This is a genomic window from Nocardia sp. NPDC052566, from assembly GCF_044547285.1.
GTDB lineage: Bacteria > Actinomycetota > Actinomycetes > Mycobacteriales > Mycobacteriaceae > Nocardia.
Genome location: NZ_JBIUAF010000003.1, coordinates 569,334 through 591,934, shown reverse-complemented (window position 1 = coordinate 591,934; position 22,601 = coordinate 569,334). Strand labels below are relative to the sequence as shown.

Here is a 22,601-nt window from a genome sequence, read left to right as displayed (position 1 = left end):
GAGCGCAGTCGAATGGCCCTCGGTTACGGCGTGTCGAAGGGCCATTCGACTGCGCTCGACGATCCTTTGATCTTGGAACGGGCCTAGTTGCCGTTGCAGCCGGTGGGGGCGGGGAGGCCCGCGAAGCGGTCGGCGAGGTAGTTCATGGCGCCCGCGGCCTCACCGATGGCGGCGGGGTTGTGGCCTGGCAGGCCCGAGTGCTTGTAGGTGATGTCGGCGCCGAGGGCGCAGTAGCGTTCGACGAGGGCGGTGTAGCCGGCGACGGGGATCACGTCGTCGGAGTTGCTGTGGTACAGGTACATTGGCACCCGGGGTGCGGTGCCGCCGAGTTCCTGACGATCGGTGGCGGCGCGGAATACCGGGTCGGACAGCACATTCGGGTTCAGCGCGTAATCGTCGACGTGCGCGTTCAGATACTTGACCACCAGATCCGAACCGCAGGACGTGGCTTCGGTTTCCATCAGCGCGCGGCCGCGATCGTTGAGCAGGTCGAGCACGCCGGGTTCGGTGCGTGCCACCGCGATCAGGATGAGCATGGCGAGACCGGCCTGGTAGCTACCGTCCACGCCGCGGGCGATAGCCGACCAGTCCGCGGGCACGCCGCCGGAGGTGAGACCGGCGAACCGCACCTCCGGCGCGTACCACGGTTGCATCTGGGCGGCCCACAGCGTGGCGAACGCGCCGCCCGAATATCCCCATGCCCCAAGGGGACTCGCCGATCCGACGCCGCCCGGCGCGAGCGCGCGTGCGGCGCGGATACCGTCGAGCACCCCGCGCCCGGAGTTCACCCCGTCGAGAAACCGGGACTGCGGGCCCTCGTAATCGCTGGTCACCACGGCCCAGCCGCGGCGAAGCGCCTCGGCCATGAACGGCGTGTCGATATAGGTGTTCACCACGCCGAAGTCCAGGCCGCCGCGCAGCGCGAACGACGGGGCGCAGCGGGTGCCGAGGCTGTCCTCGGCGACCTGATACGACAGCAGCGGCCGCTGACCGGGCCCTAACCACGGCAGCATCGGCACCAGCACCGTGGCCATACCCGCGATCGGCCGATCGTCCGCATCGCTGGTCCGGTACTGCACCTGCCAGGCCGATACCGGCAGCGGCAGCCCGAACAACGCGAACGGCCGCGAGCGCAGCACGGCGCCGTTGGGATAGTCGGCCAGGTTCGGCGGCGCCGCGTAGAACGGATCGCTGTCCGGCTGCGGCACCTGTGCCAGCCCCGTCGGCGTCACGGCGACCAAGGCGCCCACCGAGATCAAGACGCCGACGCGGAGCAACCGCGAGGCACCCCGGCGGACCCGGGCACGCATCCTTCCGCCGGTGGTAGCCCCCTTTCGGAATCCCCGACTCCCGTCATCCCCGACACCAACTCCGTCACCGTGCCTCATCAGGGCCTCCAGTGGTCGACGAGACACGCCCCTGCCTCGAGGCCACTCACGGTACGTCGACGGGTGGTGGGTGGGCAATGGCCACCGGGAGGTCAGCCGGGTCGCCTGAGTTGTCCGCACCGCTACAGTGGTCCGAAAGTGCCCGGCGCGCAATCGAATCGCCACTCGACGGTGATCAGTCAACAAGGAGGACCGGCCCGACCATGCGACACGGCAACGGATTGGACATTCCCGAGGGACTCGCCGACGTCTGCGACCCGCGCAAACTCGCGCTCATCGTCTACGACATGCAGGTGGGCGTGCTCGGGCAGGTGCCGGACAGCCGCGAAATCATCGAGCGGGTGGCCGGTCTGGTCGACGCGGCGCGCCAGGGCGGCTATCCGGTGATCTACCTAAGGCACATGTTCCTGCCCAAGCGATTGAGCGGAACCTTCGCGCTGCGCATGGCGATGGCCTGGCAGCGGGTGGATTCGGTGGACGAGGTGAAAGCCATCCTGCAGCGCGATACGCACGGTTTCCAGCTGGTCCCCGAATTGCGTCCGCGCGCAGACGAAATCGTCTTCGACAAGACGTCGATGTCGGCGTTCGAGGGCACCCCGCTCACCGCGACCCTGCGCGATCTCGGCATCGTCGCCTATGCGATCGCCGGTGTCGCACTGGAGGTCGGCATCGCGCCGACCGTCGCGCATTCCACCGACCTCGGCTTCATCCCGATCGTGATCAGCGATGCCTGCGGTGGCCGGGACAAGGAGGCGATGGCGCGCGCGTACGACGAGTTCGCCTTCCAGGGCCACGCCATCGTCACCGACAGCGACACCATCACTCCGCTACTGGCGAATTGACCATGATCATCAGGAACTGAGGTAACCGGCCTCTCGAACGTTACCGCCCTCAGTTCCTGATGATCACCTGTCCAACACTCAACCCTGGTTGCGCAGCGCCTTCTTGGCGGCATCCTGCGCGGAATCGACCTGCGCGGAGTACTTTCCGTCCGTCTTCTGATCGACGAGATCGCCCGCCTTGTCGATGACGGTGTCCAGCTTGTCGGCATTCTGCTGGGCCAGATCGAGCGCCTTGTTCGCTAGGTTCTTGAAATCCACTGCCTCACCCTACAACTCGGCGAGCCACGCCGGATGCCACAGCCTGCCCTGCTCGGTCCAGTTCATGAACCGCACGGTGCCACCGATTTTCGGTGTCACCCAGACGGCGCTCTCCCGCTCCTCCGCGGTGAGTTCGTTGTCGAACGGGCTGGTCTTGCGCTCGAGCCTGCCGAGGCGCTTGGCCAGATCCCGCATATCGGCTTCACCGAACCCGGTGCCGACCCGCCCCACGTAGTACAACCTGCCCTCGTGCGGGATGCCGACGAGCAGCGATTTGAACTCGCGCGCCTCGCTGCGCCGCCAGCCGCCGATCACCACCCGCTGGGTGCGCCAGTTGCGCTGCTTCACCCACGAATGTCCGCGCTTACCAGGCAGATACACCGAATCCTTGCGCTTGGCGACCACGCCCTCCAGTCCCTGTTCCCGGCTGTAGCGCAGCGCGGTATCGCCAGGCCCGTCCAGCCGGGGCGGCACGCGCATCGACGGCGCGTTCGCCGCGAGCGCCTCCAGCACCCGGCGCCGATCCGAATATCGTTTGCGGACAAGGGAAGTGCCGTCCAGATATAGCACGTCGAAGGCGACGAAGACCGCGCGCGCCGCATCCGCCTGCAGCAGGCCGAGATTGGCGACGCCGTGATCGTCGAACACCACCGCCTCGCCGTCGAGGACTACGCGGTGCCCGGCCAGTTCCCGTGCCAGCGCGCCGATCCCCGGATAGCGCGAGGTCACCACGTTGCCCTGGCGGCTGCGCAATATCATTGTGCCGGAATCTATTTCGGCGATAAGCCGGAAGCCGTCCCACTTCGTCTCGAAGCACCATTCGGCATCGGTGAGATCGCCGACCGCCCCCTGGGTGGCGAGCATGGGAGCGAGCCCGCGTGGCAACGGCGCCGATCCAGCAGGTCCGTTCGACAACTCACCGGCTCTGATCGGCTGCGCATCCGCCCCGTTCGGCTCCTCCTCCGCGCTCGCACGCGACGGCTGCTCACGCATCAGATGCATCAGCCACTGGTTGCCGTTGGTCCGGATCAGCGCGTACCGGCCGTTGAGCCGGTGGCCGTGGAATTCGACGATGACCTCGTCGTCGCGCCACTTCTCGGTGTCGTAGGTGCCCGAATCCCAGATCGTCATCTCCCCCGCGCCGTACTGGCCCTTCGGGATCGCGCCGTGGAACTCCAGGTACTCCAGCGGATGATCCTCGGTGTGCACGGCGAGCCGGTTCTGCTCCGACGAGGTCGGCGGGCCCTTCGGCACGGCCCAGGAGACCAGCACCCCATCGCGTTCCAGCCGCACGTCCCAATGCAGCCGTCGCGCATGGTGCTCCTGGACGACATACCGGTTGCCCGCACCCGGCGTCGGCCGTTGCGCCGGAACCGGTTCCGGCGTACTCGCCGGATCACGCATGGAGCGGTATTTCGCCAGCGCGTCCGGCGCGGTGGACTCCGGCGTATCGAGCTCGGCCAGCAGATCACCGTCCGCCCGCCAGCGGGCGAGCACCTCGTCGAACCGTAACTGCCGCAAGCGTTTCCGGTCCTCGATCTCCGCCCAGCTGCGCGGCGCCGCGGCATTGGGCTCGCTGCGGCCGCGCATCGAATAGGGCGCGATGGTGGTCTTGGACGGGTTGTTCTGGCTCCAGTCGAGGAAGACCTTGCGGCCGCGCGCGGCCTTCGCCATCGTCGCGGTCACCAGATCCGGGTGCAGCTGTTCGAGATTCGCCGCCACCTGCTTGGCCACCGTCGACGCGCCACCGGGGCCGAGCACCCGCTCCAGCGGAACGTAGATGTGAATTCCCTTGCTACCACTGGTCACCGGGTATGCGCGCAGCCCGATGCCCTCGACCATCTCGCGCACCGCGAGCGCGACCTTCGCGCATTCGGCCAGCCCGGCGCCATGGCCGGGATCGAGATCGAAGACGAGCCGGGTGGCGGGCCCCATCTCGTCACCGTCGAAACACCATTGCGGCACATGGACTTCCAGCGCCGCCTGCTGCCCGATCCAGGCGAGCCCGGCCTCGGAATCGATCACCGGATAGACGACACGGCGATCGGAATGGTCGATGGTGTGCCGTTCGATCCAGGACGGCGCGTGATCGGGCAGATTCTTTTCGAAGAAGGACGGCTCGTCGACCCCGTTGGGCCAGCGCTTGCGCGTCACCGGGCGGGCCGCGATATGCGGCAGCATCGCGGGGGCGATCGCCGAATAGTAGGCGATAACCTCGCCTTTGGTGGTGCCGGTCGCCGGATACAGCACCTTGTCGAGGTTGGTCAGATCAACCTCGATGGGCGGCTTGCCCGTTCCGCCACCGAATTCCCGGCGCGACACCATAGCTGAAGTTTAAAGGCGGGGACCGACAGAATCGCCGTCCCCGCCACGACATCAGGGCTGCGACATCAGGGCTGCGGCGGCTGGGGTTCGCCGGGTTCCGCGGGCGGCTCCGGCGCGGGCTCGGGGGCGGGCGGCGGTTCCGGCGCTGCCTCTGCCTGTTCGGTCGGGACCGCGTTCTTGGCGGCCTCCTTACCCTTCTCGATCTTGTCCGAGTATTTGTGCCCGGTCTTCTCGTCGATGAAGTTACCGGCCTTGTCGACCGCTTCGTTGATCTTGTCGGCGTTCTTCGCCGCAGCTTCCTTACCCTTGCCGACCAGGCCCTTCAGAGTGTCTGCGAGACTCATCCTGCGTTCCTTCCATTAGCCGAACCTAGGTTGTCATCCCACATCTTCCCACCAGGAATCCCGTGGTGGGACGCCATTGGGGTCCAGACGCTGCCCCGGCATCGGGACGGCTACCTCGGTACCGGCCGCCCGTGCCGCGGCGACCATCCGCCGTACCGGCTCCGACCAGCCGTGGAAGGCCAGGTTGAAGGTGGCCCAGTGGATGGGCACCAGGATGCCGGAACCGGCGTCGCCTAGGCACAGATCGGCGTGTGCGCGCACCGCCTCCTCCGGATTCATGTGCACATCCGGCCACCGCGCGTCGTAGGCGCCGATCGGCAGCAGTGTCAGGTCGAACGGGCCGAGTGCCGCACCCGCCTGCGCGAACGCCTTCGTATAGCCGGTGTCGCCGCCGAAGTAGACCCGCCGGGTCGGGCCCGCGATGGACCAGGAGGCCCACAGCGTGGTGTTGCGCACCAGGCCGCGACCGGAGAAGTGCCTCGCCTCCGCACAGGTGATCGTCAGGTCGGTGCCGTTCCGCATCCGATCCAGCTCGGACAGCGAAATCGAAGCACCCCAATCCAATTCGACGATCCGGCTATCGGGCACACCCCAGTGCCGCAGATGCGCGCCGATACCGATCGGGACCAGGAACGGCGCCGTCTGCCGCTGCAGCAGCTCCCGGACGGTCTCCTTGTCCAGATGGTCGTAGTGGTCGTGCGAAATCAGCACGGCGTCCACTTGCGGCAGCTCGGACAGCGGCGCGGGCACCGGATGCAGGCGGGCAGGCCCGACCAGCGTCGACGGCGAAACCCGTTCGCTCCACACCGGATCGGTGAGAATCCGGTAGCCGTCCACCTCGATGAGCGTGGTGGCGTGGCCGTACCAGGTGACCGCGAGATCGGCCGCGTCCACCGGCGCCGACGGCGGATACAGCGGAATCACCCCGCGCGGATGACCTGCGTTGCGCCGCGTCAGCATCGAATAGAGCAGCGACACAGCCGATCCCGCGACGATCTGGGTGCTCGGCTCGGTGTTGTGGAACTGCCGGTCGCGGTAGCTCACCGCACCGGTCGCGCGCGGCTGGATGGCCGACATCGACGCGCCGATCGCGGAGGGAATCCCCCACGCGGCCCGCACCACCCAGGTGATCCCGATCGCGCCGGCGGCGAATCCGACGATACGTTTCAGTGTCATCATCGCCCCACAAACTTGGCCGGTCGCTTTTCCTGCCTGGCCAGCCTGCCCTCCTGGGCATCCGCGCTGGTCCACGCCGCCTCCAGGGCCGCGCGCTGCTGCACGGTATCCGGATCGCGGGTGCCGTCATCGTTGAACACCAGCTTCATGTGGCGCAGCGACAGCGGCGCGAGCTGGGCGATCGACTTGGCCCAGGCCTGCGCGTCGGCCAAGGTGCCGAGCTTGTTGGCGAATCCGAAGGCGTAGGCATCGGCCGCCGACACCGGCTCCGCGCCGAGCAGAATGGTGCGGGCCGGGCCGCCGCCGATCAGCGAGACCAGCCTGCGCACGGTCCAGCGGTCCACCGTGATGCCGAGCTTCGCGGCCGGAATCGCGACGTAGGCGTCCGGGGCGATCACCCTCAGATCCGAGGCGAGCGCCAGCTGCACACCGGCGCCGAGCGCGCCGCCGTTGATCGCGGAAATCACCGGCACCGGAATGGATTCGACGGTGTGCAACATATCCATCAGGCCGTTGAGGAAGTCGTCCGAGTAGACGCCGTTCAGGTCGGCGCCCGCACTGAAGATCGGCCCGCGCCCGGTGAGCACGATGACCCGCGCCGTCTGGGACGCATCGAGCACCGCTTCGCGCAACGCGGCGACGAGATCGCTGTTGAGCGCGTTACGGCGCTCCTCGCGCTGTAGTTCGATGGTGACGACGTCACCATCTCGGCTAACTCCGAGCATGCATCCTCCCCAATTGACGATTCCATTGGTTACGTTCAACTCTGCCACAGTTGACGGCGTAGACCATTGAAGGCGATACGATCACCGGCTGTGCCGACTGACTTGGACATATTGGTGATCGGCGCTGGTCAGGCAGGGCTGTCGGCCGGTTATCACCTGCAACGCCTCGGATTGCGCCCCGAACACGACTTCCTCATCGTCGATCACTCCCCCGGACCGGGCGGTGCCTGGCAATTCCGCTGGCCGTCGCTGACCCTCACCACGGTGAACCGGGTACACGACCTGCCGGGCATGTCGTTCGCGGAGACATTGCCGCCGGACGCCGCCACCGCGCCCGCCGCGACGGCGGTGCCGCACTACTACGAGCTGTACGAGAAGCGCTTCGATCTGCGTGTGCGAAGACAGGTTTCGGTGACCGTGGTCTGTGATCGCGACGCCGACGGCAACCGCTGCGACGGCCGCGGCTCGGTGCTCAACGTCGAAACCGATTCCGCCGGAACGATTCGCGTGCGCGGCCTGATCAACGGCACCGGCACCTGGGAGCACCCGTTCATCCCACGGTATCCCGGCGCGGAGACCTTCGCGGGACGCCAGCTGCACACGCACGACTACCACAGTCCCGACGAGTTCGCGGGCAAGCACGTGGTGGTTGTCGGCGGCGGCATCTCGGCGGTGCAGCTGCTCGACGAGATCTCCCAGATCACCACGACCACCTGGGTGACGCGCACCCCGCCGCGCTTCCGCGACGGCACCTTCGGCGAGGAGATGGGCCGGGAGGCGGTCGCGGTGGTGGAGGACCGGGTGCGGCGCGGCCTGCCGCCCGGTTCGGTGGTTTCGGTGACCGGGCTGCGGCTCGACGACCGGCTGCGCGCGGCCAAGGCGCGCGGCGCGCTCGAGCGACTACCGATGTTCCAGCGGATCGAACCGGACGGCGTGCGCTGGGCCGACGGCTCGTTCCAGCGGGCGGACGTCATCCTGTGGGCCACCGGATTCCGCAGCGCCCTCGATCACCTGGCGCCGCTGCGGCTGCGCGGACCGGGTGGCGGCATCACGATGACCGGGCGCCTGGCCACCCAGGTCGCGGTCGACCCGCGCGTCCACCTGATCGGCTACGGCCCCTCCGCGAGCACCATCGGCGCGAACCGCGCAGGCCGCGCCGCCGCCGTGGAACTGACTACCTACCTGGGGAAATAGCCCCAAGCCCTCCGTCAGGAGCGAGTCTTACCAGCGACCGTTGGCGGCGCCGCAGGCGGCGCAAATCAAACACCGCCGACGGTGAAATCGTCGGGGTCGGGGCCGATGCGGCCGCCGTTGTCCAGCGCGTTGACGGCGTCCATCTGCTCCTGGGTGAGCTCGAAGCCGAAGACGTCGAAGTTGGCGACGATGCGGGACGGGGTCACCGACTTCGGGATGACGATATTGCCGAGCTGCAGATGCCAGCGGATGATCACCTGCGCCGGCGTACGGCCAACCTGCTTGGCGATGGCCGCGATGGTCTTGTCCTCCAGCAGCGTGCCCTGACCGAGCGGGCTCCACGCCTCCGTCGCGATGGCGTTCGCGGCGTGGAACTCGCGTAGCTCGCGCTGGGCCAGCCGCGGATGCAGCTCGATCTGGTTGACCACCGGGATCTCGCCGGTCTCGGCGATCACCCGCTGCAGATTGGCGACGGTGAAGTTCGAGACCCCGATCGAGCGGACCCGCCCCTGCGCCTTCAGCGCCTGCAGCGCGCGGAAGGTGTCGACGTACCTGTCCGCGACGGCCACGGGCCAGTGGATCAGGTAAAGATCCAGGTAGTCCAGGCCGAGCTTGGCCATGCTCGCGTCGAAGGCGCGCAGCGTGGCATCGAAGCCCTGGTCGGCGTTCCACACCTTGGTGGTGACGTAGACCTGGTCGCGCGGCAGCCCGAACTCGCGGATGGCCCGCCCGGTGCCCTCCTCGTTGCCGTAGATCGCCGCCGTGTCGATGCTGCGATACCCGGCATCGAGCGCGGCGGTGACAACCGGAACCACATCGTCGGCCGGCACCTGGAACACGCCGAAGCCGAGCTGCGGGATGACGTGCCCGTCGCTCAGCACGATGGACGGAACTGCGCAGGTCTCGCTTCTGAAGGTCACCACCCGACCGTAAGAGCGCCACGCCGAACCGTCAACGAACCCCCTGGCGTGTTGACCACCAGTTTTCCAGACCGTCCAGTCTGCCCAACCTCACCGCCCATGAGCCACGGACCCCCGAACACCCAGCGGCACCCTCGAGCGCAGAGACACGCGGCGTGTGCCGACGACGCCGATCCCAGTCGACCGAGCGTAGTCAGATAGTGATCGCACACGGCGTGTCACACCACCATCTGACTACGCTCGCGGGATTTGATCTCGAGAACGGCACCACAGCCAGATGACCGGGCTGGAAGCCCAGCACATGCACTTGACCCGACTTCCAAGCCGGGTACGGCAGGCGACGTGCCCAGCACTGCCCGGGTGAACCCGTTGCCGCCGAGCCCTTTCCAGCTAGTGGCCACCGAGGCAGTCAAGCCCGTACACAGCCAACCGTCGAGCGCAGTCGAATGGCCGCTGTTCACGGAGTGTCGGAGGGCCATTTCACTGCGCTCGACGGGAGAGGGTCAGGAGGGGAGGCCTAGGCGGCGGTAGCGGGATCGGCGGAGGGTGTGGAGTTCTTGGGGGGTGAAGGCGTGGAGGTAGGCGAGTTCGTCGGCGATCGCGGCGACCATGCGGCGGGCGAAGTCGATGGGTTCGGTTGCGGCGTTGGGGAGTTCGGGGACTATGCGGTCGACGATGCCGTCGGTGTGCAGGTCGGCGGCCCGGACTCGTTGGGAGGCCGCGAGTTCGGGGGCGTGCTCGGTGTCGCGGTAGACGATGGCGCTCGCGCCCTCCGGCGGCAGCGGGGCAAGCCAGGCGTGGGTGGCGGCCAGGACGCGGTCGGCGGGGAGCAGGGCGAGCGCGCCGCCGCCGGTGCCCTGGCCGAGCAGCACCGAGACCGTCGGAGTGTCCAAAGTCACCAAATCGGCGATGCAGCGGGCGATTTCGGGGGCCAGACCGCGCTCCTCGGCCTCCTTCGTCAGCGCGGCGCCGACGGTGTCGATCACCAGCACCAGCGGCAGCCGCAACTCCTGAGCAAGCGCCATCGCGCGCCGCGCCTCACGCAGCGCGGCCGGGCCCATCGTGTGTTCGCCCTGCTGGCCGGAGCGGTCGTGCCCGAACACCACGCACGGCTGGCCGCGGAACCGTGCCAGCGCGTGCACCACGGTCCGGTCCGACTCGCCCTGTCCGGTCCCACTCAACGGAACCCGTTGCGTCACATGGCGAAGCAGCTCGCGAATGCCGGGACGATTGGGATGCCGCGAGATCAGCACCGACTCCCACGCCGGAACATCAACGGCACCATCGGCATTCGCGATCGTCGAATCGGCCTCATCCCAGGGTGAGTCGGGCACAACGAATTCCGGCATGCCGCTGAGCACGCTCAGCGCCCGATGCGCGATCCGGCGGAACACCGAGATCGGCACCACGCCGTCGATCACACCCTTGCGGTAGAGGTTCTCGGCCGTCTGCACGCCGGGTGGAAACGGCTTGCCGTACAGCGCCTCGTACACGCGCGGACCGAGGAAGCCGATCATCGCGCCGGGCTGGGCAAAGGTCATGTGCCCCAACGAACCCCAGGACGCGAAGACGCCGCCCATGGTCGGCTCGCGCAGGTACACCAGATACGGATTGCCCGCGGATTTGTGCGCGGCCACCGCGCCCGCGATCTTCACCATCTGCATGAACGCGACGGTGCCCTCCTGCATGCGGGTACCGCCGGAGGTGGGTGAGGCGATCAGCGGCAGGCGAAGCGCGGTCGCCCGCTCGACGGCGGCCACGATGCGTTCCGCCGCGGCAACGCCGATGGAGCCGGCGAGAAAGCCGAACTCACAGGCGATAACGACGACACGACGACCACGCAGCTGTCCCTCCCCGGTCAGCACCGCCTCGTCGGTACCTGCCGCCGCGGCCGCTCTGCGCAGTTCCGCACGGTATTGCGGAGAAGCGGCCACCTCCACGGGTGGCCGATCCCAGCCTACAAAGGACTCCGGGTCGAGGAGCTGAGTGATCAACTCCCGCGCGGAGATTCGCGCCCTGTAGGTACGTTGCTGCCCGCCGGCAGTTGCCAAATCAGTATCCCTGCATGACCTTGCGCAGGGCGTACTCGGTGAGCGCGACCAACGCCTGCTTGGCGGGCTCACGCCGCCTGGCGTCGATCGACAGGATCGGCACATCCGCAGGCACGGCGAGTGCCTGGCGGATGTCCTCGATCGGGTAGCGGGGCGCGTCGTCGAACTCGTTGAGCGCCACCAAGAAGGGTAGGTTGCGCGCCTCGAAGTAGTCGACGGCCGCGAAACTGTCCTCCAGCCTGCGGGTGTCGACCAGTACGACCGCGCCGATGGCGCCGCGGATCAGGTCGTCCCACATGAACCAGAATCGGTACTGGCCCGGCGTACCGAACAGGTACAGCACCAGATCGTCGGCGAGGCTGATCCGGCCGAAGTCCATGGCCACGGTGGTGGTGGACTTCATCGGAATGCCGGTCAGATTGTCGATTCCGGTACTGGCATTGGTCACCAATGCCTCGGTGCGCAGCGGAACGATCTCCGAGACAGCACCGACCAACGTGGTCTTGCCGACACCGAAACCACCGGCGACCACGATCTTCGCCGAAGTCGGCTTGCTGGTGCGGGTGTCCACCTGCGCCGTCGAATCAAATACGCCGGAGTCCACTGAGAACCCTTTCGATCAGCTCGCGACGTTCATCGTCGCTGGAATCGTCTTTCAATGTCGCCGAAACGCGTACGTGCCCGGCCTCGATCAGGTCGGCCACGAGCACGCGCGCCACCCCGATGGGGATGCCAAGGCGGGCGGCTACTTCGGCAACGGACGGCGATTCTCTGCACAACTCCACGATTGACGTCTCGATGTTGGTCAGTTCGAACTGCCGCTCCAGGGCGACCGGATGCGATGCGACGAGCGCCTCCAACGCCAACTCGACCGCGGGCCTGGTACGGCCCGCAGTCAATGAGTACGGGCGGACGAGACTCGGCTCGGCGCTCCCCACGCGGTGATCTTCTATGTCCATCCCACCATCAGGAACCCATCGTGACGCGTGGCGTGGCCTGCACTGTCTGGCCCACACGCTCGACCAACAAAGCCATTTCGTATCCGACCTGACCGATGTCACAGGACGTATTGGTCAGCACAGCAAGGTAGGAGCCGTCGCCGACTGCCATCAGTAGCAGGTAGCCGTGCTCCATTTCGACGACCGACTGCAACACGGTGCCGCCCTCGAACAGGTTCGAGACACCCACCGAGAGGCTGGCAAGGCCAGCGGTCACCGCGGAAAGCTGTTCGGCGCGATCGACAGGAAGCTGTGCGCTCGCGGCCATGAGTAGTCCGTCAGCCGAGACCAGGACGGCATGGGCTACGCCAGGAACCTCGTTGGCGAAGTTCGAAACCAGCCAATCCAGCTGACGATTCGTACCACCTAGATCGGGGTTCATCGGTCTCCTTTATCTCCGGTTAGGTTCATTGCTCTCATTGCGCGGCCATCCCGGACGCCTTGCTGGTGACGACTCAAGCTGGACCTGATGGTTTCGGGGTCTCGTTGCGGTGTTCGGTCCACGGCCCCGTTCACGGCGCCGGGTACGAGTCGACCACCTGGATTGCGTTGCGGCAACCCCGCGGCCGTCCTTGTTTCCGGTTGCGCCTCGCTGGCCCGGCGTGCGGCCTGCCAACCTTCATCACCCGGTGATTCGAAGGAGTGGGCCACCTGGGACCGGTCCTGGTTCGGATCCGACAGCCAGGCCGACATCATCTCCTGGAAGATCGGCGTGCCCATCGCGGCACCGTCGGTGTCGACGGCGGGCTGTAGGCGGGTCTGGAAGAACGAGGCGGCCTTCTGCGGGTTGGACCGGAAGCTGTGCTTGCCGGGATCTCGCGGTGTGGCATCGCCGAGCTCGACCGAGGGTTGCTCGCCGCTGGCGGCGGGTGCGCTCGGTTCCCGTTGCGGCAGACCGATTCCGGGGGCGGACTCACGCCGCGGCAGTGCGCTCGCACCCGGCTCACGCTGCGGCAGGCCCGGCGGCACCTGGGTGCCCGGCTGCCGCTGCGGCAGACCGTTCGGCGCCGGATCGCGCTGCGGCAGGTTCGCCGCGGCGTGCCGTTGTGGCAGGCCACCCGCACCGGGCTCACGCTGGGGCAGGCCACTCGATCCCGGCTCACGCTGCGGCAGCCCACTCGCGCCGGAATCACGCTGCGGCACACCGTTGGCGGTCGGTTCCCGCTGCGGCAGACCACCCGGCGCGGCGTCACGCTGCGGCAGACCACCCGGCGCGGCGTCACGCTGCGGCAGACCACCCGGCGCGGCGTCACGCTGCGGCAGATCGCTCGGTGCGGCATGGCGCTTGGGCAGACCACCCGAGGCCGAATCCCGCTGCGGCAGACCACCGGCACCGGGCTCACGCTTGGGCAGGCCACCGGCGGCGCTCTCGCGTTGCGGCAAGCCACCGGCACCCGGCTCACGCTTGGGCAGGCCACCCGCCGCGGGATCGCGCTGCGGCAGACCACCGGCAGCGCGCTGCGGCAGGCCGTTCGCACCGGGCTCACGCTGGGGCAGACCACTCGATCCGGCGTCACGCTGCGGTAGATCGTTCTGTGCGGCGGGCTGGCGCTGCGGCAGACCACCGGCACCCGGCTCGCGCTGCGGCAGGCCGGTGGGACCGGAATCACGCTGCGGCACACCGTTCGTGCCCGGCTGACGCTGCGGCAGGCCGCCCGCGCCGGGCTCACGTTGCGGCAGGCCACCCGGCGCCGCCGCGTCGCGCTGCGGCGGCGTGCCGTTCACCCCGTTCGCGCCGGGCTGCCGCTGGGGCAGACCACCGCTGATGCTCGGCGTCGGACGCTGTGGCAGCTCACCGGAATTCGAATCGCGGGGCGGCGGCGGTGGCACCGCGCTGCCGAGCACCGTCGGCTCGGCGCCGCCCGGCTGGCGCGGCGGGCCGCCCGGCCCGGCATTGCGCTTGGGCAGATTGGCCGCGGCGAGCTTGCCACGCTGCGGCGTATTCGACGCCTGGCCGGGGGCCGGACGCAGGGTCGGGCTGGATTGCGCCTGGTCCGAACGAAGCCCGGCGGCCATCGACGAACCGGGCGAGCGCTGCGGCAGACCACCAGGTCCCGCGGCGACCGGACCGCTCGGCGCCGGACTCTGCACCGGAATCGGGCCGCTCACACCGGGATCGACGGTGACCATCACATTGCCACCCGGCGTCCGCGTGATCGCACGCATCTGCATCGAGTTCGGCGCCGAACGCTGCGGCACCGCGGGCGAAGCCTGCGTCGGCTGGATCGCGGGGCCCTTGCCCGCGACGATGAGCCCGCCGGGCACGTGCACGGTGACGGTCACGCCGGGATCGCGCGCCGTATCGAAGGTCGGCCGCAGCCGCACGGTGAGACCGTGCCGCTCGGCGAGCCTGCCGACCACGAAAAGACCCATGTGCCTTGCGGTATCCGGGCCCGGCTCGGCGGTCTGCTCGAGCCGCCGGTTGATCTCGGCCATCTCCGACGGCGGCATACCGATGCCGCGGTCGGCGACCTCGATCAGCATGCCCTGATCGTGTGCCTGCGCGAAGGTGAACTTGACGTCGGTCTCCGGCGGCGAGGCGCGCAGCGCGTTGTCGAGCAGCTCGGCGAACAGGTGCGCCATATCGGAGGCGGCGGGCTCGACGAGCGAACCGCGCGGGGTGGCACCGAGTTTCACCCGCTCGTAGTCCTCGACCTCGGAGATCGCGGCGCGCAGCACGTCGGCGATCTCGACCGGGGCGGACTTGGCGCGGCGCTGCCTGGTGCCTGCCAGAATCAGCAGGTTGTCGCCGTTACGGCGCATGCGGGCGGCGAGGTGGTCCAGCCGGAACAGGTTCTCCAGCAGGCGCGGATCCTTCTCGTCGTACTCCATCGCCTCGATGAGGCTGAGCTGATGGTCGACGAGCGACTTGGAGCGGCGGGCCAGCGTCTCGAACATATCGTTGACCTGCGAACGCATCTGCGCCTGGTCGCTGGCCAAACGCAGTGCCTGGCCGTGGATGTCGTCGACGGCGCGGGCCAGCTGGCCGATCTCCTCGGTGCTGCGCACCGGCATCGGCTCCAGCGGCACGTCCTCCGGCGACGCACCGTTGCGCAGCTGGGCGACCTCGTGCGGCAGATCGCTCTCGGCGACCCGCAGCGCGGCGAGGCGAAGGCGGTGCAGCGGCACGATCATCGAGCGCGCGACGAAGACCGCGAGCAGCAGCGCGGCGAGGATGGTGGCGACGACGACCGCGGTGTAGGTCCACGCGTCGCGGTTGGCCCTGGACACCAGGGTGTCCATCGCGTTGTCGATGTCCTTGGTCGCCTTGGCCACCACGCGTTCGTAGACCGCGAGGCTCGCGGTGAGCGAGTTCTTCAGATCACCGACGGGAATCTGGCCCGCCTGCGCCTGCGGGCTGCTGACCAGCGACGACCTGGTGTCGACACCGACACGTAGGTCGGCGATGGACGGATCGCCGTCGGAGAAGCGGTGCGCGAGCACGTTGAGCAGTGAGCGCTCGGTGTTGGCCGCGATGAGGAAGCCCTGCACGCCGGTCTGCGGATTGCGCAGCACCTCGGGGAACGCGCCGAGTTCGCCGACGAGCGTGGCGCGGGTGTTCAGCGAGTCGACCAGGCGCAGCTTGGCCGCGTCGACCCCGGCGTCACTGACCTGCGCGACAACGTCTTCCACGATGCGCACACTGTCGCTGCGGACGCTGTCGATCACCTTGATGATCTCGGCGGGTGGCTGCGTCGAGGCCGCTTTGCCCTGCTGGCGAATGGCCTTGGCCTGGGTGATCATGCCGTCGAAGGTGCGCCGGGAATTCGGCACGCCGTCCAACTGGTCAATTGACTTCTCAGCGTTGCCGATCGCCTTGTCCAGGTCCGCCAGGTTCTGGTCGGTCACCACGGAAACGCCTGGCAGCAACGAGATCATCTGCGAACCGGCCACGGTCGCCATGTTGGCGCTGAGCGCCGTGACGGCCGGGATCGTGCTCACATTGACCGAGGCTCTTTCCAACCGGTTCGCGTCTGCGAACTCGGACGAAATCCTCGACACCCCAAGCCCCACCGCGACCGCCAGCGGTACAGCGAGGACCGCCGTAACCTTCCAGCGCAGGTCCCAGTTGCCGAGCGCCCAGCGCTTTCTGCCGGACCTTGCGGCGTCACGCATCTCCCACTCACTTTCCAAACTGGCCCCAACCACGCGCCATCAGCGAACCTCCACAATCGCATGCTGGCTCGACAGGCGGAGCTGGCCGAGAACTGCTGCAGGCCGAGAAATTGCGTCTACGACGGCCGAAATAAGTGACATCAGATTCTAACGGATCAATAACTTCTTGGGTGACTTCGAGTAAGCTTGCCCCCCTTGACCTGCCCGTTCCAGGCAAAACCAAAGGTCGCGGCACCCACCCGGGCGTCGCGTGAAGTCTGCCACAATCATCCTGATCTATCGAGGCGGGCATCGAGGCGAGGCTAGGGAGTCCGGGAGTTGAACGGAAGGCACGAGTATCGGCCGGTCTATCAGACCAGCTTGGTCGATCCCGCGGAGTTCTGGACCGGCGCGGCTGAGGCGATCGATTGGGATGTGCCACCAACCCAGATCGTCGACACCACCGCTCGCCCGGTGGCCAGATGGTTCCCCGACGCTCGCCTCAATACCTCCTTCAACGCCCTCGACCGACATGTGTACGGCGACACTGGCGATGAGGGGGGCCGAGCTGATCAGCCCGCCTTAATATACGACTCCGCTATGACCGACACCAGAGGCGTTTTCACCTACGCCGAACTGCTCGCGGAGGTAGCCACGTTCGCCGGGGCGATGGTCCGGCTCGGTGTCTCACAGGGCGATCGCGTCATCATCTACCTGCCGATGATCCCCGAAGCGGTGATCGCGATGCTGGCCTGCGCGCGCATCGGCGCGGTGCACTCGGTGGTCTTCGGCGGCTTCGCCGCACCGGAGCTCGCGGCGCGCATCGACGACGCCGAGCCTGTGCTCATCATCACCGCATCCGGCGGCCTGGAACCGAACCGCAAGATCGAATACCCGCCAATCGTCCTGCAGGCGTTGGATATCGCGGAGAGCACCGCGCCTCGCACGGTGATCGTCAAACAGCGGCCGCAGTTCCCGACCATCCCGTTCCCCGCGCCGCAGGAGGCGACCGAGTCGCTGCCGAGTTCGGCACAGACCGTCGCGGCCCAGTGGCTCGACTGGGACGACGCGGTGCGCGGCGCCGCACCCGCCGATCCGGTATCGGTCGCCGCGACCGATCCGCTCTATATCCTCTACACCTCCGGCACCACCGGGAAACCCAAAGGCGTAGTACGGGACAACGGCGGACATGCGGTTGCCCTCACCTGGTCCATGCGCAATATCTACGACGTCGGTCCCGGCCAGGTGTTCTGGGCCGCCTCCGATGTCGGCTGGGTGGTCGGGCACTCCTATATCGTCTACGCGCCGCTGCTCGTCGGGGCGACCACGCTGCTCTACGAGGGCAAGCCGGTCGGCACGCCGGACGCGGGCGCGTACTGGCGGGTGGCGGCCGAGCACAACGTGCGGGTGCTGTTCACCGCGCCGACCGCGCTGCGCGCCATCCGCAAGGCCGACCCCAACGCCGCGCTGGCGCACAGCCACGATCTGTCCGGCCTGCGCGCGCTGTTCTGCGCGGGCGAGCGGCTCGATCCGGCCACCTATGAATGGGCCACCGACGTGCTGCTGGCCGACCGACCGGACTGCCCGGTGGTCGACCACTGGTGGCAGACCGAAACCGGCTGGCCGATCTGCGCCAACCTGCTCGGGCTGCAACAGCTTCCGATCAAGGCCGGCTCGGCCTCGGTCCCGGTCCCCGGCTTCCACCTGCGGGTATTGGATGCCGAGGGCAACGCGGTCGCGCCGGGCACCGAGGGCAATATCGTGGTCGGGCTGCCGATGCCGCCCGGCACGCTGACCGGGTTGTGGCGCGATGACGAGCGCATGGTCCGCTCCTATTTGTCCGCCTTCCCCGGCCACTACGTCACCGGCGACTCGGGCTACTTCGACGACGAGGGCTACCTCTATGTCCTCGGCCGCAGCGACGACGTGATCAACATGGCCGGGCACCGGCTGTCCGCTGGCAGCATCGAGGCCGCCATCGCCGGGCACGAGGCCGTCGCCGAATGCGCGGTGATCGGGCTGCCGGACGAGCTCAAGGGCCAGCGGCCGATCGCGTACGTGGTGCTCAAGTCCGGCGTGGAGATCGATCCGGCACAGCTACGCAACGAACTGATCACCCGGGTGCGCGAACAGATCGGCGCGATCGCCACGCTGCACGATGCCGTGATCGTGGCCGCGCTGCCCAAGACCAGATCCGGCAAGATCCTGCGCAGGACGATCCGGCAGATCACCGCGGGCGAACCCTACGACATGCCATCGACCATCGAGGATCCCGCGGTGCTCGTCGCGCTCGCCGACCAGATCCTCACCAGCCCGCCGCGCAACCTCGAGGCCGACCTGGAACGACTGCCCGTGGATCCGGCGCACCCCTAGACCCGAATTCGATTGCGCCCTCAGAGTTTTCTCAATCCCGGTTCAACCGGCTGCCAGTCCTTACCCATAGCGTCGAGTGGACTTCTCCATCCCCCCTCGATGATCTTGGAGGCACCATGAAGCGTCTGCGCACTCGGGCAGGCTTCGCCGCACTCGCCGTCGGCGGACTCGCCGTCGGCACCGTATTCCTGAGCCCGGCCATCGCGTCCGCCGACCCGATGGGCCTGGCCGGGCCGCTGCTCGATTCGACATGTACCTTCGCGCAGGTCGACGCCGCACTGCACGACAAGGCGCCGCAGCTGGCCTCGATGCTCGACTCGAACCCGAGCCAGAAGGCCGAGCTGCAGCGCAAGTTCGATCAGCCGGTGGAGCAGCGGCGTGCCGAACTCCAGGCGGCGATCGACGCCAACCCGGGTGCCGCGAAGGACGCCGAGAACGATCCGCGCGCCAACGGCCTGCAGGCGACCATCCGCGCGGTGGCCGAATCCTGCCATAACTACTGACAGCGACGATGAGCGCGCCGATGGCCGGGGAATGCCTCGCTTCCCCGGCCGAGGTTCACCTCCCAGGCACAATGAACGGCGTGAGTGAGCGGACCTCTCCCCCCACCGTCCTTGTTGTCGACGATGACGAGGATGTGCTCGCCTCGGTCGAGCGCGGGTTGCGGCTGTCCGGCTTCCAGGTGCTTGTCGCCAGGGACGGCGCGGCGGCGCTGCGCAGCGTGAACGAGCACGCGCCGGATGCGATCGTGCTCGATATGAACATGCCGGTGCTCGACGGTGCGGGCGTGGTGACCGCGCTGCGCGCCATGGGCAACGAGGTGCCGATCTGCGTGCTCAGCGCACGCGCCTCGGTCGACGATCGGATCGCCGGACTGGAATCGGGGGCCGACGACTATCTGGTGAAGCCGTTCGTCCTCGCCGAACTGGTGGCGCGGATCAGGGCGCTGCTGCGCCGCAAATCCGATGTGCCGGCACCCGCGACGCCGGGCGCGATCACCGTCGGACCGCTCGAGGTCGATGTCGCCGGTTACCGCGCGCTGCTGCACGGACGCGAAATCGAGCTCACCAAAAGGGAATTCGAGCTGCTGTCCACGCTGGCCCGCAATGTCGGCGTCGTCCTCAGCCGCGAGCGGCTGCTGGAACTGGTGTGGGGCTACGACTTCGCCGCCGATACCAATGTGGTCGACGTCTTCGTCGGCTATCTGCGGCGCAAGCTGGAGGTGGCGGGCACGCCGCGGCTGCTGCACACCATCCGCGGCGTCGGCTTCGTGCTGCGAGCCCCTAAATGAACAAGGCCGCCCCGGCGAAAATCCGTCGGCGCCGGACCTTTTCGCTGCGCACCAGGGTGGCGGGGGCGGCGGCGGCCGGGGCGGTCATCATCGCGACGCTGTTGAGCGCCATCAGCATTCAGGCGATCGAGCGCAACAATGTGCAGCAGAGCGATCAGCAGCTCACGCTGGCTTCGCGGCTGGTGCTGATCGAACCGGTGATCGCGGTCGGGCTGGTCAGCTTGACCGGGCTGAACAACGACATCGTTGTCACCGTGCGCGACAGCGGCAAGGTGGTGGCGAGCAGCCCGATCCAATTGCCGGACACCGCACTGGGTTTCCACACCGTCGACGTGGGCGGCACCCCCTACCGCGTGCTCAGCACCACCGAGAATCAGCCTGCGGGACGGACGGTTTCGCTGGGCATCCCCACCGCCGAGGCGGCCCGCGCGACCGCGCAGCAGCGGCGCTGGGTGCTGGCGGGCGCGCTGATCGCCATCGCCGCCTCGGCCGCGCTCGGCTGGCTGTTCGCCGGGCGCGCGGTGCGCCCGATCGTCGATCTCACCCGCCAGGTCGGCGCGCGCAGCGGATTCCCGAATCAGGACGATCCACAGGCGCCGGTGGACGGTTCCGGGGTGCGCGAGGCGGAGAAGCTGGCCGAGGCGGTGAACACCATGCTCGCGCGGGTCGACGAGGCACAGACCGAGACCGCCGCCGCGCTGGAGACCGCGCGCGATTTCGCCGCCGTCTCCGCGCACGAGCTGCGCACACCGCTCACCGCCATGCGCACCGACCTGGAAGTGCTGCGCACCCTCGACCTCGACGAATCCCAGCGCACCGAGATCCTGACCGATCTGCAGCGCAGCCAGGGCCGGGTGGAGACCACCCTGGCGGCGCTGGAGCGGCTGGCCACCGGCGATCTCACCAACGAGCGCGATCACGTGGCCACCGATGTCGGCGACCTGTGCGACCAGGCCGCCCACGATGCCATGCGGCATTTCCCCGGCCTGAAGGTGCGCATCGACTCCGATGCCGAGCTGGTGACCCGCGGCCTGCCCGCCGGGCTGCGGCTGGCCGTGGACAACGCGCTGACTAATTCGGTGAAGCACGGAAGGGCCACTCTGGCACTGGTTTCCGCGCATCGCGCGGCGGACGGGCAGATCGTCATCGCCATCGATGACAACGGCCGCGGCATACCGCCCGCCGAGCGGGAGGCGGTGTTCGACCGGTTCTTCCGCGGCAGCCAGGCCAGCAAGGGCGGCTCCGGGCTCGGGCTCGCGCTCGTCGCGCAGCAGGCCCAGTTGCACGGCGGCCGCGCCTATTTCGACGACGGCACGCTCGGCGGCGTCCGGCTGGTATTGCGCCTGCCCGCGCGCGGGTAGCACGTTTTATCGAACTCTCGCCTTACCGAACTCTCAGAGAAATACCGGGCGAGGGATTAATTCGGACCCCTAGGGTCTGCTGGGGTGACAGCGAAACGCACCCGATGGGGACTACTGGCCGTTCTCGTGACCGTGGGGACGATCGCCGCGGGCATCGTCGCGTGCGGGCGGTCGGCGGATGTGCCGTCCGGCATCGCACTCGTCAACGCCGACAAGGGGCCGACCGGCGCCCGGGTCATCAAGGCACTGCAGGAGGCGGGCGGCTACGAATGGGCCGAGGCCAAACCGGGCGAGGCCGATATCGACGACTACGCGGCGGTGATCACCCTGCCCGCCGATCTGACCGATTCGATGACCACGCTGGCCACCGCCGAACCGCGCAGGGCCAAGGTATCCGTCGCCACCCACAAAGGCGCCGACAAGGACCTGGTCAACGGCGCGGTGACCGAGGTGAGCCACCGGATCGGCGCCACCGGCGTCGACGCCGCGCTCACCGCGGTGGCGCAGGCGCGCTCGCAGATGTCCTCGGTGCAGTTCACCGCCCAGCTGCTCAACGTCGGCGTGCAGGCGGCGGCTTCGGGCGCCGACCAGTTCAGCTCCGGCGCCGATCAGCTGCTCGGCTTCCTGAACTTCGCCAAAGAGGGCTCGGCGCAACTGACTTCGGCGATCGCGATGCTCAACTCGACCGTCAGTGGCGCGGCCGCGCAGGCGAATCAGCTGGCGGACGCGCTCGGCACCACCGGCATCACCATCGCCCAGGTCTCGCAGACGGCGGGCGCGGTCAGCGGCGGCCTCGACCAGATCCTGCCGCTGCTGCGCGGCCTGCCCTTCGCCGGTGACCCGACGGTGGCCGACATCATCACCAAACTCGAAGCGCTGCGCAATGTTTCGGGCCAGGCGGGTGCCCAGCTCACCGGCGTCGGCGAACTGGTCGGCGGTGCGGTCGATCCGAATACCGATCTCGGCACGCTGCTGCGCACCTTCGTCGACCGATTGGTCGGCGCCAGTGCGCAATTGCAGCAGGGCGCCAAGCTCGCCGAGGGCCTGCCCGCGCTTGCCGATCAGGGCGGCGCCCAATTGATCAGCGCCATCAGCCAGCTCACCGCGGGCGTCACCCAATTGCAGTCGATCGTCAGCAATCTGAGCACGCAGACCGACAAAGCGCTTGCGACGCTGCCGCCCTCGCGCGGTCCCGCCTCGCAGGCCGCGCTCGCCATGGCGCTGACGGATCCGGTCGAGATCGTCCGCGAGTAGCGGAGA

19 protein-coding genes are annotated in these 22,601 nt (G+C 68.3%); 7 read left to right on the top strand and 12 right to left on the bottom strand.

Annotation, left to right across the window (positions count from 1 at the left end; all coding sequences use genetic code 11):
- Positions 1-83: 83 nt before the first annotated feature.
- Positions 84-1,310 carry a lipase family protein gene (locus ACIG5A_RS16925; RefSeq protein ID WP_397241127.1) on the bottom strand — a complete coding sequence of 409 codons (1,227 nt, stop codon included), beginning with the start codon at positions 1,308-1,310 and terminating at the stop codon, positions 84-86.
- Positions 1,311-1,591: 281 nt separating this feature from the next.
- Between ACIG5A_RS16925 and ACIG5A_RS16920 the strand changes: the two genes are divergently transcribed.
- Positions 1,592-2,230, top strand: coding sequence for a cysteine hydrolase family protein (locus ACIG5A_RS16920; RefSeq protein ID WP_397241126.1), 639 nt, complete (start codon positions 1,592-1,594; stop codon positions 2,228-2,230).
- Between the two features lie 78 nt (positions 2,231-2,308).
- Here the strand turns inward: ACIG5A_RS16920 and ACIG5A_RS16915 are convergent, their stop codons facing one another.
- The 5 genes from ACIG5A_RS16915 to ACIG5A_RS16895 form a co-directional block, all read right to left on the bottom strand.
- Positions 2,309-2,488 carry an antitoxin gene (locus ACIG5A_RS16915; RefSeq protein ID WP_397241125.1) on the bottom strand — a complete coding sequence of 60 codons (180 nt, stop codon included), beginning with the start codon at positions 2,486-2,488 and terminating at the stop codon, positions 2,309-2,311.
- Positions 2,489-2,497: 9 nt separating this feature from the next.
- Entirely contained in the window at positions 2,498-4,813 is a 2,316-nt protein-coding gene (locus tag ACIG5A_RS16910; RefSeq protein WP_397241124.1) for an ATP-dependent DNA ligase, read from the bottom strand.
- Between the two features lie 65 nt (positions 4,814-4,878).
- Entirely contained in the window at positions 4,879-5,157 is a 279-nt protein-coding gene (locus tag ACIG5A_RS16905; RefSeq protein ID WP_397241123.1) for an antitoxin, read from the bottom strand.
- A gap of 33 nt (positions 5,158-5,190) precedes the next feature.
- Positions 5,191-6,333 (bottom strand): MBL fold metallo-hydrolase, encoded by a 1,143-nt coding sequence (locus ACIG5A_RS16900; protein ID WP_397241826.1) that lies wholly within the window; start codon positions 6,331-6,333, stop codon positions 5,191-5,193.
- On the bottom strand, positions 6,333-7,058 hold the full coding sequence (locus ACIG5A_RS16895; protein ID WP_397241122.1) for an enoyl-CoA hydratase: 726 nt from the start codon (positions 7,056-7,058) through the stop codon (positions 6,333-6,335). The genes ACIG5A_RS16900 and ACIG5A_RS16895 overlap by 1 nt, the downstream gene beginning before the upstream one ends.
- 90 nt (positions 7,059-7,148) lie before the next feature.
- Here ACIG5A_RS16895 and ACIG5A_RS16890 point away from each other — a divergent pair, with 90 nt between their 5' ends.
- Complete coding sequence (locus ACIG5A_RS16890) at positions 7,149-8,252, top strand: NAD(P)-binding domain-containing protein (protein WP_397241121.1); 1,104 nt, start codon at positions 7,149-7,151, stop codon at positions 8,250-8,252.
- 65 nt (positions 8,253-8,317) lie between these two features.
- Here ACIG5A_RS16890 and ACIG5A_RS16885 read toward each other — a convergent pair whose 3' ends face one another.
- From ACIG5A_RS16885 to ACIG5A_RS16860, 6 genes are all read right to left on the bottom strand, one after another.
- Positions 8,318-9,172, bottom strand: coding sequence for an aldo/keto reductase (locus tag ACIG5A_RS16885; protein WP_397241120.1), 855 nt, complete (start codon positions 9,170-9,172; stop codon positions 8,318-8,320).
- 503 nt (positions 9,173-9,675) lie between these two features.
- Complete coding sequence (locus ACIG5A_RS16880; RefSeq protein ID WP_397241119.1) at positions 9,676-11,223, bottom strand: carboxyl transferase domain-containing protein; 1,548 nt, start codon at positions 11,221-11,223, stop codon at positions 9,676-9,678.
- A 1-nt stretch (position 11,224) separates the two neighbouring features.
- A complete protein-coding gene (locus ACIG5A_RS16875) occupies positions 11,225-11,827 on the bottom strand; it encodes an ATP/GTP-binding protein (protein WP_174867263.1) in 603 nt (200 codons plus the stop codon).
- Positions 11,808-12,182, bottom strand: a complete 375-nt coding sequence (locus tag ACIG5A_RS16870) for a DUF742 domain-containing protein (protein WP_014981573.1) — start codon at positions 12,180-12,182, stop codon at positions 11,808-11,810. Before ACIG5A_RS16870 ends, ACIG5A_RS16875 begins: the two co-directional genes overlap by 20 nt.
- Before the next feature lie 7 nt (positions 12,183-12,189).
- Complete coding sequence (locus ACIG5A_RS16865; protein WP_011207200.1) at positions 12,190-12,603, bottom strand: roadblock/LC7 domain-containing protein; 414 nt, start codon at positions 12,601-12,603, stop codon at positions 12,190-12,192.
- Positions 12,600-16,163 (bottom strand): ATP-binding protein, encoded by a 3,564-nt coding sequence (locus tag ACIG5A_RS16860; protein WP_397241118.1) that lies wholly within the window; start codon positions 16,161-16,163, stop codon positions 12,600-12,602. Before ACIG5A_RS16860 ends, ACIG5A_RS16865 begins: the two co-directional genes overlap by 4 nt.
- 492 nt (positions 16,164-16,655) lie before the next feature.
- On the opposite strand from ACIG5A_RS16860, the gene ACIG5A_RS16855 reads away from it, so the two are divergent.
- From ACIG5A_RS16855 to ACIG5A_RS16835, 5 genes are all read left to right on the top strand, one after another.
- Positions 16,656-18,689: an AMP-binding protein gene (locus ACIG5A_RS16855; protein WP_397241117.1), complete on the top strand. Its 2,034-nt coding sequence runs from the start codon at positions 16,656-16,658 to the stop codon at positions 18,687-18,689.
- A 116-nt stretch (positions 18,690-18,805) separates the two neighbouring features.
- Positions 18,806-19,192 (top strand): hemophore-related protein, encoded by a 387-nt coding sequence (locus ACIG5A_RS16850; protein WP_397241116.1) that lies wholly within the window; start codon positions 18,806-18,808, stop codon positions 19,190-19,192.
- 71 nt (positions 19,193-19,263) lie between these two features.
- Positions 19,264-19,980, top strand: a complete 717-nt coding sequence (locus ACIG5A_RS16845; RefSeq protein WP_397241115.1) for a response regulator transcription factor — start codon at positions 19,264-19,266, stop codon at positions 19,978-19,980.
- Positions 19,977-21,341 (top strand): sensor histidine kinase, encoded by a 1,365-nt coding sequence (locus tag ACIG5A_RS16840; protein WP_397241114.1) that lies wholly within the window; start codon positions 19,977-19,979, stop codon positions 21,339-21,341. Before ACIG5A_RS16845 ends, ACIG5A_RS16840 begins: the two co-directional genes overlap by 4 nt.
- A gap of 84 nt (positions 21,342-21,425) precedes the next feature.
- On the top strand, positions 21,426-22,595 hold the full coding sequence (locus tag ACIG5A_RS16835; protein ID WP_397241113.1) for a hypothetical protein: 1,170 nt from the start codon (positions 21,426-21,428) through the stop codon (positions 22,593-22,595).
- The last annotated feature ends 6 nt before the right edge of the window (positions 22,596-22,601 follow it).